Below are 12,300 nucleotides of genomic sequence, written 5' to 3' on the forward strand. Positions count from 1 at the left end.
TATATGTATGCAAATATAATTTATTGTTGTATTTATTCTTCGGAAAGATTTAGATTTTCATCTTCGTCATTATCTTCAGGAATAATATTTATTGCTGGTTCTTTTAATACTTCTTTGTTAGCAATACTTCTTTCTAACGAAAGTAATAAAGATGGTAAAAGTAATAAGTTAGAAAGCATGGCAAATAATAGCGTTGCAGATACTAAAGCTCCTAATGCTACTGTACCTCCAAAACTAGAGAATGTAAACACTAAAAACCCGAAAAATAATACGATAGAGGTGTAAAACATACTTACTCCTGTTTCTCGTAATGCTGCGTAAACGGATTTTTTTATTTTCCAGTGATTAGCAATTAATTCTTGTCTGTATTTTGCTAAAAAGTGAATAGTGTCATCTACAGAAATACCAAATGCAATACTAAAAACTAATATGGTAGACGGTTTTATAGGTACGCCTAAATACCCCATTAATCCAGCAGTTATTAGTAGTGGCAATAGATTAGGAATTAAGGAAACAATAATCATCCTAAACGATCGAAACATATATGCCATAAATAATGCTATTAATAAAATAGCAAGCGATAATGAAATAGCTAAATTTTTAACTAAATATTTTGTCCCTTTTTGAAAAACTAAAGCTTTTCCAGTCATGGTAATATCAAAGTTTTCAGCAGGAAAAACCTTATCTATTTTAGTTTGTAGGTTTTCTTCAATACGTTCCATTTTGTCTGTACCAATATCTTTCATAAAAGTGGTGATACGTGCATATTGTCCGGTGCTGTCTACAAAGTTTTTCAGCAAGTCTACATCCGAAGAAGAGTTTTTTGCATAAGACATGATAAAACTATTTTCTTGACTTGTTGGCAATTGATAGTATTTCGGATTACCATTATAGTATGCTTGTTTAGAGTATTTTACTAAACTTACTACAGAAATTGGCTTCGAAAGTTCTGGCGTTTCTAGAATAACTTCTTCTAGCTGATCCATTCGCTTTAAGGTAGAAAGCTTCATCACTCCCTTTTTACGTTTGGTGTCGACTAGAATTTCTAAAGGCATAATACCATTGAATTCTTTTTCGAAAAAACGAATATCTTGAAAGAAGCCAGACTTTTTAGACATGTCTTCTATTAAACTACCAGAAATTTTAATCTGAAAAATACCAATGATACTTAACGTTAATAATACAACTGATGTAATGTAAATGGTAATTCGTTTTTGTTTTACCATACGCTCTACCCAATCTACAAAACCACCAATCCATTTTTTATTTAGGTGTTCTAAATGTCTATCTTTTGGATAGGGAAGAAAGGTATATATAATAGGAATGATTAATAAGCACAACATGAAAATGGCTAAAATGCTTAAGGATGCAACAATACCAAATTCTTTTAAAAGCTGACTTTCGGTTAAAATAAATGTAGCAAAACCAGAAGCAGTAGTAACATTGGTCATTAATGTAGCATTACCAACCTTGGTAATAACTCGTTGTAAAGATCTTACTTTGTTACCATGTAACTTTACTTCCAGTTGGTATTTATTAATTAAGAAAATACAGTTAGGTATTCCAATTACAATAATTAATGGCGGAATTAACGCAGTTAAAACTGTGATTTCATATTTAAGTAAACCAATAATACCAAAGGTCCACATTACACCAAAGCAGACAACAATAAGCGCAATAAAGGTGGCTCTAAAAGATCGGAAGAACAAAAAGAAAATTAGCGAAGTAACTAGAAGGGCAAGACCAATAAAAGTACCAATTTCATCTACAATATTTTGGGCATTCAGAGTTCTTATATAAGGCATTCCAGATACTCTAACATCTAGATTGGTTTCCTTTTCAAAAGCAGCAATTTTTGGTATTAGGTTATCAAAAACAAAGTCTTTTCGTGCAGCAGTATTTACAATTTCCTTGTTCATGTAAATTGCTGTACGTACTGTTTTTGTGTTTTTATTAAACAGAAAGTTATCGTAAAAAGGATATTTCTCAAACAGTTCTTCTTGCAGAAGATCTATTTGTTCTATAGAAGTGATAGAGTCTTTTATAAAAGGTTCTAGCGTAAATTTTTCGTTTTTGGTGTCTTTTATAAGCTTTTGAAGATCGCTAATTGAAACAACAGTTTCTATTTCGTCAATGTTTTTAAAGCTTTCGGAAAGTTTGTTCCATTCGTTTAGTTTTTCGACAGTAAAAAGGGTAGTATCTTTTACACCTAAAACAATAAGGTTTCCTTCTTCACCAAAAATATCAAGAAAGTTATTATACTTTATGTTTACTTCGTGATCATCGGGTAATAAATTAGCTTCGGTATACGTAAAACGCATGTATTTCCATTGTGTAGCAAGTAAGCCTGTAGCTAGTAATATACCAAGAATAATGGCAATCTTATTACGTAGTATTAGTCTTGCAACAACATCCCAAAAACTTTTTGTAAATAGTTTGAACATAGTATGATTAAAAAAAACCATTTAATTACATGAAATAGCTTTTAATTTTGGCGAGATTACGTAGTTAAATTGGAGTGCAAAGGTAGGAAAAAGCTAGGTATAACAAAGTCTTAAATTGTTATAAAGTAACGTTAAAAGTGAATTTTAATGCCATATTATCTTCTAGCTTAGGTAAATGATAAGCACCGTATCTATACGTGAAACTTAAACCGAAACCAAATAGGAGTTTATTGATTTCTAATCCAGATTCCGTAAACCCTTTTTCCAGGGTATTAAATGTTATTTGTTGATGCCTATCTGTATTGCTCATATTACCAATAGCAAACCTAGAAATTAAGACCAATTCCGGTTTAAAACGTTTACTAATTTTAAAAGGACTTAAGTGGTGTTTAAATTGTAATGTTGTAATCCTATCTGAGAAAAATTCGTTAAAAAACATGGTTTCAAAACTAGTTACTCCAGCAACAGAAAATCGTTGCATAACCGTTTCCTTATTTATATTATTAGGATAGGCATGATATAAATGGGATAACGGTGTTTTTCCGCTTGCCAATCCTGCAGTTACCGTTAGTAAGGAAAATGCTTTATTGCCATATTCTTTTTTAAAGATGGTTCTAAAATCTAGTTTCGAAAAATTAAGATCTCCTTTAAAAACATCACTAAAACTTTTTGTGTATTGTAATGTGAACTTGGGATACCCTTCTTTTAATATTTTAAATTTATTATCTACCGTTTCAAAAGAACTAAAAGGACTCCATTGTACTGCTGTTTTAGAAGTGCTTAAACGTATTTGATTGTAAATGGTATTGTTTGCTTCAAAAGTATAATCATAAGTGGTGTTTATTTTACTAATTGCAAACTCGGTTTCACCAATTAAACTTGGAGATAATTGATGCTCTAAAGAAATTGTTTTTGTAATGTGCTTATAAAATAAATTAATGTTTAAAAGCCTTGGTTCAAAAAGTTGAAAAAATCTGCTATCTGTTAAAAAAGTAGAACTTCCGGTTTCGCTTAAGTCATCTGTGTACGAAAAGTTTAACCATGTGTTCGTTTTTTGGTTTAATTTAATTCCAGAACCAAAACTATATTTAAAAGCATCATCTCTAAAACCATAAACAACGTAGGTGTTGAATCTTATTTTTTCTGAAAAAGCATTGTTGGTTTGTCCGCCAAGTCCGTTTCTAGAGCCTTCATATTGATTGTATTTCACTAAATATCTTAGGTCTATATCAAAATATTTTGTTGGGAAATAGCCGTTCCCTAATTGTTGTAAGAAGATTTTTCTTTTAATAGAGTCTTTTTTTACAATTTTAGTAGAATCTGTTGGGTTTGGGGTTTGTGCTTTACTTAAAAAGAAGGATAAACAAAAGATAAGGGTGAAACAGTATTTTTTCATTAATGTTTATAATGATGCATTAATTGAAGTAGCCAACACTTCTTTGATGTTTGTTCTATAACCTAGTTCTTTAAGAACAATTTCGCCTTTCTTATTAATTACAATACTTGTAGGGTAACTATTTACACCATACATTTTTATTACATGATTAGCATCTGCTAGAATGTTATATTGAAAAGTATTGTTTTCCAAGAATTGATTTACCACTGCTTTTTTGTTAAAAGTTAGCGCTAAAAACACAACATTTTTACCTTTAAAATTAGAAGCTAATGCATTTAGTTGTGGCATTTCTGTAATGCAAGGTCCACATTTTGTAAACCAAAAGTTAAGCACAACTACCTTTCCTTTTAATTCGGAAAGCTTGTAGGATTTACCATGCACATCTTTTGCAATAAAATCTAAAGCTTTTTCTCCAGGAGAAAATTCAGCTTCTGGATTTTTTCTTATTAAAATGGGTTGATTACTTTTTTTAATAAAGACGAGACTTTTAACTTTCCCTTTATCGTTCGCAAAAAAAACAGGTTTGAATTCTGTATTTGTCATTAAAGACAAACTAGACATAGGAAGTAATTTTCCTTGCTCATTAAACAATAATACGTCTGGAGTAATATTAATTGGTGTGCTAGCTATTTCCGTATCTGTTAATGCATGCTGATTACTAGGAATAAATGGATATTTATTTTGCGCAACAACAAGTGCATACTGTAGTATGCATATTAATAGAAAAAAGTACCGTGTTTTTTGCATCATTAGATAAACGAAAAATATATGTTATTGGTATAAAAAAAGCGACGCTATTGTCGCTTTTAATTATACTGTCATGATTTCTTTTTCTTTAACAGCAAAGACTTCATCAATTTTTTTGATATAGTTGTCTGTTAGGACTTGTACATCTTGCTCTGCATTTTTTTGATGATCTTCAGAGATGCCATCTGCTTTTTTAATATCGTTGTTCGCTTCTTTTCTGGCATTTCTAATTCCAACTTTAGCGTCTTCCGCCTCTGCTTTAGCTTGTTTAGATAATTCGCGTCTGCGTTCTTCGGTTAAAGGTGGAACGTTAATAATAATTGTATCTCCATTGTTCATTGGATTAAAACCAAGATTTGCATACATAATACCACGTTCAATTTCTTGTAACATGTTTTTTTCCCATGGTTGTACAGTAATCGTTCTACCATCCGGAGTGTTTACATTTGCAACTTGCGCTAATGGTGTTTGAGAACCATAATAATCTACCATAACACTACCAAGCATTGCAGGACTAGCCTTACCAGCTCTAATATTGGTTAGTTGTTTTTCTAGATGCTTCATAGCATTTGCCATTGCTTCTTTTGTTCCGTCTATTATAAATTGAATTTCTTCGTTCATTTTTAAAAATTTTAATATACTAGTTTAGTTTTCAAAAACTAAGCCAAAGTTTATGTTCTCTTTTTAAGAGAGTTATCATTTTGGTTGCAACAAGTTAATTACTTGTTACGAAATTTACAAGTTTACTTTTGTTCCTATATTTTCTCCAGAAACTACTTTCATTAGGTTTCCTTTTTTGTTCATATCAAAAACAATGATAGGTAATTTATTTTCCTGACTTAATGTAAATGCTGTAGTGTCCATAACTTTAAGACCTTTACGTAATACATCATCAAAAGTGATATGTTCAAATTTAATGGCATTACTATCTTTTTCTGGATCTACATCATAAATACCATCTACACGAGTTCCTTTTAAAATCACATCTGCTTCAATTTCTATAGCACGTAAAACGGCTGCAGAATCTGTCGTGAAATAAGGATTTCCTGTTCCTCCACCAAAAATTACAACACGCCCTTTACGTAAATGACTCATTGCTTTTCTACGAATGAAAGGCTCTGCTACTTCATTAATTTTTATGGCGGTTTGCAAACGGGTTTTAACATCTGCATCTTCTAAGGCGTTTTGTAAAGCTAAACCGTTAATTACGGTTGCAAGCATTCCCATGTGATCTCCTTGTACGCGATCCATTCCATTCATGGCTCCAGCAACACCTCTAAAAATGTTTCCTCCACCAATTACAATGGCAACTTCTACACCTAGTTCTGTAATTTCTTTAATGTCTTTGGCGTATTCTGCTAAACGTTCTGGATCTATACCATATTGGCGGTTTCCCATTAATGCTTCACCAGATAATTTTAAAAGAATTCTTTTGTATTTCATTTTTTGTTTAGCTTTTTTACAGATTCCTGCTTGTGCAGGAATTTAGGGTTTAGCAAATATAATCAATATCTTTTTTTAAGAAAGCAGAATGTTAGAAATAAAAAAACCACTACGTCTTTTTAAAAAAGAGTAGTGGTTTTTAGTATTGTGAGATTCCGTATCAAGTACAGAATGACAAGTCTATCCTAAAGATACACGTTTAAATGCAGTAACGGTAAGATTTTTTGATGCTACATATTCTGCAACAGTCATTTTTTCATCTTTAATAAACTTTTGATCTAATAAACATTGTTCTTGATCTAAAGTTGTGTTATCGCTAATAAAACGCTCCATTTTTCCAGGAAGAATTCTATCCCAAATTTGTTCTGGTTTTCCTTCTGCTTTTAATTCTGCTTTAGCATCTTCTTCTGCTTGCGCTAAAACTTCTGGAGTTAATTGTGCCATAGAAATATATTTAGGTACATTTTTAAGTGTTTTACCTAATCTACCTAACTCGATATTATCTTTTTCTATAACTGCAATTCTAGCTTCCGTTTCTGATGCTACAAATGCTGGATCAAAATCTTTATAAGATAAAGAAGATGCTCCCATAGATGCTACTTGCATTGCTACGTCTTTTGCAACTGTTTCAGCGTCATCTGTTTTTTCAGATAAACCAACTAAAGCGCCAATTTTGTTAATGTGTACATAGGTACCAATATAAGGTGCTTCTAATTTTTCAAAAGCGTTGATTTCTAATTTCTCTCCAACAACACCTGTTTGTTCGATTAATTTTTCGGCAACTGTCATCCCTCCAAAATCTGCTGCTAAGAAATCTTCTTTGTTGTCAAAGTTGATTGCTATATCTGCAAATTGGTTAGCTAACGCTAAGAAAGATTCATTTTTACCAACAAAATCCGTTTCACATCCTAATACGATAGTAACACCAACAGTGTTATCTGCATTAATTTTAGAAACTGCTGCACCTTCGCTAGAATCACGATCTGCTCTTTTTGCTGCTACTTTTTGTCCTTTTTTACGTAATACTTCAATTGCTTTATCAAAATCACCTTCCGCTTCTACTAAAGCTTTTTTGCAATCCATCATACCAGCTCCTGTAGCTTGTCTTAATTTGTTTACTTCTGCTGCTGTTATTTTTACCATAGCTTCCATATAGTTTTTTAATTAAAAAAGTCGTCCATCAGATTTCTAAAGAGAAAAAAAACGAAACGACTTTTTTTATGTTGTGTTTACTTGTTTTATTCTTCCTCGTCTTTTGCTACTTCTGCTTTTTCAGCTTTTTTAGCTGGAGCTGCTTTCTTTTCTGTTTTTGGAGCATCTTTTTCCGCTTTGCGCTCAGATAAACCACCTGCAATTGCATTAGTAACATGCGTTAAAATCTTGTCAATTGATTTAGAAGCATCATCATTTGCTGGTATAACGTAATCTACTTGACGTGGATCAGAGTTAGTATCTACCATTGCAAAGATAGGAATGTTTAATTTTTGTGCTTCTTTAATTGCAATATGCTCACGCTTAATATCTACAACAAATAAAGCTCCTGGTAAACGAGTCATGTCGTTAATAGAACCTAAGTTTTTTTCTAACTTCGCTCTTAAACGATCTACTTGTAATCTTTCTTTTTTAGAAAGTGTCATGAATGTACCATCTTTCTTCATTCTATCAATAGTAGCCATTTTTTTAACAGCTTTTCTAATAGTAACAAAGTTGGTTAACATTCCACCAGGCCAACGCTCAGTAATGTAAGGCATGTTTACTGCTCCTGCTTTTTCTGATACGATGTCTTTTGCTTGTTTTTTTGTAGCAACAAATAAGATTTTACGTCCTGAAGCTGCAATTTTAGCAAGTGCATCTCCAGCTTCGTCCATCTTAGCTGCCGTTTTATAAAGGTTGATTATATGGATGCCATTACGCTCCATATATACGTAAGGAGCCATGTTTGGATCCCACTTACGTGTTAGGTGACCAAAGTGTACACCTGCTTCAAGTAATTCTTTTACTTCTACTGCCATTTTGTAATAGTTTACGTTCTGTTGATTAGCAATGTTCCAATAGGCTTTTAGTATATAACTAATAGCTTCTGGCTTCATTTAGATGCTTAACTAAATCCTGCTTTTACGCTAGGACAACAATAACTGTTTAAATTTTGTTTTATTTTCAACAAGATCGAGATAACTGAGAAACAGATCCTCAATCGAGTTGAGGATAAATTAACGTTTAGAGAATTGGAATTTCTTACGCGCTTTCTTCTGACCGAATTTCTTACGCTCCACCATTCTTGGATCTCTTGTTAATAAACCTTCTGGTTTAAGAATTAATCTGTTTTCTGCATCTATTTCGCACATTGCACGAGATAAACCTAAACGGATTGCTTCTGCTTGACCTGTAATACCTCCTCCGAATACATTTACTGTAATATCAAAGTTGCCATCGTTGTTAGTCATAACTAAAGGTTGATTTACTTTGTACTGCAATGTTGCAGTAGGAAAGTAATCTGTCATGTCTTTTTTATTTACTGTTATCTTACCAGTTCCTGCGGCAAGATATACACGTGCAACAGCCGTTTTTCTACGACCAATTTTGTGAATTACATCCATGTTATTTGAATTCTTCTAAGTTAATTGTTTTTGGTTTTTGAGCTTCATGTGTATGAGCTGTACCAACAACAACGGTTAAATTACGGAATAATGCTGCACCTAATTTGTTTTTAGGAAGCATTCCTTTTACTGATTTTTCCACTAATCTTGTTGGATCTTTTCCAAACAATTCTGTAGCAGTTAAACTTCTTTGACCACCTGGATAACCTGTGTGACGGATATAAGTTTTGTCCGTCCATTTTTTTCCAGTTAAGTTGATTTTTTCTGCATTGATAACAATTACGTTATCTCCACAATCAACATGTGGTGTGAAGCTAGGTTTATGTTTTCCTCTTAAAAGTTTTGCAACTTTAGAAGATAAACGACCCAAAGTTTGACCTTCAGCATCAACTAATACCCACTGCTTATCCACAGTAGCTTTGTTGGCTGAAATCGTTTTGTAGCTTAATGTATCCACGTTATTAATAATTTTTTTACCTGTCTTTGACTAGGTAGATTAAACATTCCTCTCTTAAAAAAGAGTTTGCAAATTTACGATTATATATTTGAATACCAAATACTGCGGTAACTTATTTTTTCGGTGATTTTCAATAGGTTAAAGATCTGGAAGTAACTGAGATGTTTTCTATTAGATTTTTGAAGGCATTTATACTATCTAATGGTCTCTTTTATTAGCTTTGCATTTTTAAAAAATATATACATATGATTTCAGTAGATGCTTTGGCAGTTGAATTTAGTGGTCACACCTTATTTAGTGATGTGTCTTTTACTATTAATGAAAATGATAAGATTGCCTTAATGGGTAAAAATGGCGCAGGAAAATCTACAATGATGAAGATTATTGCTGGTGTGCAAAATGGAACTCGCGGACATGTACGTTATCCAAAAGAAGCAGTGATTGCTTATTTGCCACAGCATTTATTGACAGAAGATAATACTACTGTTTTTGACGAAGCTTCTAAAGCTTTTAGTCATGTGTATACCATGCGTGATGAGATGGATGCTTTAAATAAGCAGTTGGAAACACGTACCGATTATGAATCGGATGAATACATGAAAATCATTGAACGTGTATCCGACTTAGGGGAGAAATACTATGCATTAGAAGATGTGAATTATGATTCCGAAGTTGAAAAAGCTTTAAAAGGTCTAGGGTTTAAACAACAAGATTTTACAAGACTAACCAATGAATTTAGTGGTGGATGGCGCATGCGAATAGAGCTGGCTAAAATTTTATTAAAAAAACCAGATCTTATATTATTAGATGAGCCAACCAATCATATTGATATCGAATCGGTAATTTGGTTAGAAGACTTTTTAGTCAATAAAGCGAATGCCGTAGTGGTGATTTCGCATGATAAAGCATTTATCGATAATATTACCAATCGTACCATTGAAGTTACTATGGGTCGTATTTACGATTATAAAGCAAACTACAGTCATTATTTACAATTGCGTGAAGATAGACGTTTGCACCAAATTAAAGCATTCCAAGAGCAACAACGATTTATTGCAGATAATCAAGCTTTTATTGATAGGTTTAAAGGAACTTTTTCTAAAACCAATCAAGTTACTTCTCGAGAGCGTATGTTAGAAAAACTAGAAATTATAGAAGTGGATGATGTGGATACTTCTGCATTAAAACTTCGTTTTCCTAAAACACAGCGTTCTGGTGATTATCCGGTAACTGTAAAAGATGTTTCTAAATCCTATGATCAACACGTGGTATTTAATAATGCTAATATGTCTATTTCTCGTGGTGAAAAGGTGTGTTTTGTAGGAAGAAATGGAGAAGGGAAATCTACCATGATTAAAGCTATTCTAGGTGAAATAGATGTCGAAGGGCAATGCGCTTTAGGGCATAACGTGAAAGTTGGATATTTTGCACAAAATCAAGCCGCTTTGTTAGATGAAGGGTTAACTGTTTTTCAAACCGTAGACGAAGTTGCAAAAGGAGATGTGCGTACCCAAATAAAAAATATTTTGGGTCGCTTTATGTTTAAAGGCGAAGACATTGATAAAAAGGTAAGTGTGCTTTCTGGTGGTGAAAAAACAAGATTGGCAATGGTGAAACTTTTATTAGAACCTGTAAACTTGTTGATTTTAGATGAGCCTACAAACCATTTAGATTTAAAATCTAAAGATGTATTAAAGGAAGCGCTACTAGATTTTGATGGTACTTTAATATTAGTATCGCATGATAGAGATTTTCTACAAGGATTATCTAACAAAGTATTCGAGTTTAAAGATAAACGTGTGATTGAGCACTTTGAAACCGTAGATGATTTCTTAGTTAGAAATAGAATGGAAAGCCTAAAAGCTATTGATTTATAGGAATTTATTTTTATAGTACTTTTAAAACGTTTTCATTTTTGGAATCGTTTTTGGAATCGTCATAATGCACAATATTTAATGTAGCCATTAGTTATGTCCTTATGAGAGTAGTATTAGCCATCGTATTTTTGTTTAGTTCTCTAAGTCCTTTTGCACAATTAAAGCCAGGTTTTAATGTGCACGAAGTGACTTCTACTATTGCCATGTGTAATAGTTTTAATTTTATAGAACAATTTGGGACTAGTGAAACTATAATTCCAGAGCATTTTAATTTGCATTATTCTTCAGATATCCTGAGTATGGATAATAAGTTTGAAGTCTATGAAAACGAAAACATTGGCGTAATTAACTATAGAGGTTCTACAGATAAAATGATTAGTTGGGTAGAAAATTGCTACTCTGCCATGATTCCTGCAAAAGGGACTATTGTTATAGATGGAGAAGCGCATGATTATGCTTTTGCTTCCGAAGAAAAAGCAGCGGTTCATGCGGGTTACGGATTAACAGTAGTGATGCTTTCCGAAGAAATAAAAGAACAAATAAAAGCCTTAAATAAAAAAGGAATCTACCAAATTATCATAACTGGTCATAGTCAAGGTGGTGCTTTAGCAACAATGACTAGAGCATATTTAGAGCATTTACCAAAAGGTGAATTATCTAAAAAGAACACCTATAAAACCTATGCTTATGCGCAACCCATGTCTGGGAATAAAGAATTTGCGGAAGAATACAATACGCGATTTAGTGATAAGGGAACCAGTTATTCCATCATAAATAAAGAAGATCCTGTGCCATATATGCCTTTTAATTATGAAGAAGAAAAACTGGTTACTAAAGAAAAAATAGGAGGATGGCTTTTCGGAAAAAAAGAATTTAATGCAAAAAAGATCGGTCAAGATGCTTTTATTCGTTTGTTTGAAAGAGGGCTTACAGGGTATGTAAAAGGAAGCAACTCTTTAATTAATAAGATTCTAGGGTTGAAATTCGGAAAAATTGAAATGCCTGCATTTGTCGCGGATATTAATTATTATCCAACAGGAACACTAAAAGAACTTCCAATATTTACGTATCCAAAAGTAGCAGTCGTTATTTCCAATTTAGAAGAGGATGCACTAAAAGACTTAGAACAAGATGCCAACGGAAAATGGTATAAAAAAGAGTCTAAATTCTTTCAGCATAAGCCATATAACTACTATGTTGCTGTGCTTAAAAAGTGGAATACTTCAATATATAACCGTTTAGAGAGCACGTATTTGGTAAGTGATTTGTAAATTATACAATACCTTATTAATCCATAGCTAGCGTGTTTCGTCTTCATAAATATATGCTAAACCCTTTT

General features: G+C 32.4%; 11 protein-coding genes. 2 read left to right on the top strand and 9 right to left on the bottom strand.

Annotated features, from left to right (window positions below; genetic code table 11):
• Nucleotides 1–32: 32 nt before the first annotated feature.
• The 9 genes from FG167_RS07185 to rplM all read right to left on the bottom strand — a co-directional run bounded on the left by FG167_RS07185 (nucleotide 33) and on the right by rplM (nucleotide 9,084).
• Nucleotides 33–2,444, bottom strand: a complete 2,412-nt coding sequence (locus FG167_RS07185) for an RND family transporter (protein ID WP_203460740.1) — start codon at nucleotides 2,442–2,444, stop codon at nucleotides 33–35.
• Between the two features lie 118 nt (nucleotides 2,445–2,562).
• Nucleotides 2,563–3,840 carry a hypothetical protein gene (locus FG167_RS07190; RefSeq protein ID WP_203460741.1) on the bottom strand — a complete coding sequence of 426 codons (1,278 nt, stop codon included), beginning with the start codon at nucleotides 3,838–3,840 and terminating at the stop codon, nucleotides 2,563–2,565.
• Nucleotides 3,841–3,846: 6 nt separating this feature from the next.
• Nucleotides 3,847–4,590, bottom strand: a complete 744-nt coding sequence (locus FG167_RS07195) for a peroxiredoxin (RefSeq protein WP_203460742.1) — start codon at nucleotides 4,588–4,590, stop codon at nucleotides 3,847–3,849.
• 60 nt (nucleotides 4,591–4,650) lie between these two features.
• Nucleotides 4,651–5,208 (bottom strand): ribosome recycling factor, encoded by a 558-nt coding sequence (frr, locus tag FG167_RS07200; RefSeq protein ID WP_203460743.1) that lies wholly within the window; start codon nucleotides 5,206–5,208, stop codon nucleotides 4,651–4,653.
• A 114-nt stretch (nucleotides 5,209–5,322) separates the two neighbouring features.
• On the bottom strand, nucleotides 5,323–6,030 hold the full coding sequence (pyrH, locus tag FG167_RS07205) for a UMP kinase (protein ID WP_055444350.1): 708 nt from the start codon (nucleotides 6,028–6,030) through the stop codon (nucleotides 5,323–5,325).
• 180 nt (nucleotides 6,031–6,210) lie between these two features.
• Nucleotides 6,211–7,173 (bottom strand): translation elongation factor Ts, encoded by a 963-nt coding sequence (gene tsf / locus FG167_RS07210; protein WP_370568416.1) that lies wholly within the window; start codon nucleotides 7,171–7,173, stop codon nucleotides 6,211–6,213.
• 95 nt (nucleotides 7,174–7,268) lie between these two features.
• Nucleotides 7,269–8,042 carry a 30S ribosomal protein S2 gene (rpsB, locus tag FG167_RS07215; RefSeq protein WP_203460745.1) on the bottom strand — a complete coding sequence of 258 codons (774 nt, stop codon included), beginning with the start codon at nucleotides 8,040–8,042 and terminating at the stop codon, nucleotides 7,269–7,271.
• Between the two features lie 198 nt (nucleotides 8,043–8,240).
• Entirely contained in the window at nucleotides 8,241–8,627 is a 387-nt protein-coding gene (gene rpsI / locus FG167_RS07220; protein WP_055443832.1) for a 30S ribosomal protein S9, read from the bottom strand.
• A 1-nt stretch (nucleotide 8,628) separates the two neighbouring features.
• Nucleotides 8,629–9,084: a 50S ribosomal protein L13 gene (gene rplM, locus FG167_RS07225; RefSeq protein WP_203460746.1), complete on the bottom strand. Its 456-nt coding sequence runs from the start codon at nucleotides 9,082–9,084 to the stop codon at nucleotides 8,629–8,631.
• A 245-nt stretch (nucleotides 9,085–9,329) separates the two neighbouring features.
• Between rplM and FG167_RS07230 the strand changes: the two genes are divergently transcribed.
• A complete protein-coding gene (locus FG167_RS07230; protein ID WP_203460747.1) occupies nucleotides 9,330–10,961 on the top strand; it encodes an ABC-F family ATP-binding cassette domain-containing protein in 1,632 nt (543 codons plus the stop codon).
• 101 nt (nucleotides 10,962–11,062) lie between these two features.
• Nucleotides 11,063–12,232, top strand: coding sequence for a hypothetical protein (locus tag FG167_RS07235; protein ID WP_203460748.1), 1,170 nt, complete (start codon nucleotides 11,063–11,065; stop codon nucleotides 12,230–12,232).
• Nucleotides 12,233–12,300 lie beyond the last annotated feature (68 nt).

Origin of the sequence: Lacinutrix sp. WUR7, from assembly GCF_016864015.1 — a bacterium.
Taxonomy (GTDB): Bacteria; Bacteroidota; Bacteroidia; order Flavobacteriales; family Flavobacteriaceae; genus Oceanihabitans.

Bases quoted from the DNA above. Each gene is read 5' to 3' on its own strand.
- pyrH (WP_055444350.1), bottom strand. From the start codon at position 6,030: ATGAAATACAAAAGAATTCTTTTAAAATTATCTGGTGAAGCATTAATG.
- FG167_RS07235 (WP_203460748.1), top strand. From the start codon at position 11,063: ATGAGAGTAGTATTAGCCATCGTATTTTTGTTTAGTTCTCTAAGTCCT.
- frr (WP_203460743.1), bottom strand. From the start codon at position 5,208: ATGAACGAAGAAATTCAATTTATAATAGACGGAACAAAAGAAGCAATG.
- tsf (WP_370568416.1), bottom strand. From the start codon at position 7,173: ATGGTAAAAATAACAGCAGCAGAAGTAAACAAATTAAGACAAGCTACA.
- FG167_RS07185 (WP_203460740.1), bottom strand. From the start codon at position 2,444: ATGTTCAAACTATTTACAAAAAGTTTTTGGGATGTTGTTGCAAGACTA.
- FG167_RS07230 (WP_203460747.1), top strand. From the start codon at position 9,330: ATGATTTCAGTAGATGCTTTGGCAGTTGAATTTAGTGGTCACACCTTA.
- FG167_RS07190 (WP_203460741.1), bottom strand. From the start codon at position 3,840: ATGAAAAAATACTGTTTCACCCTTATCTTTTGTTTATCCTTCTTTTTA.
- rpsB (WP_203460745.1), bottom strand. From the start codon at position 8,042: ATGGCAGTAGAAGTAAAAGAATTACTTGAAGCAGGTGTACACTTTGGT.
- FG167_RS07195 (WP_203460742.1), bottom strand. From the start codon at position 4,590: ATGATGCAAAAAACACGGTACTTTTTTCTATTAATATGCATACTACAG.
- rpsI (WP_055443832.1), bottom strand. From the start codon at position 8,627: ATGGATGTAATTCACAAAATTGGTCGTAGAAAAACGGCTGTTGCACGT.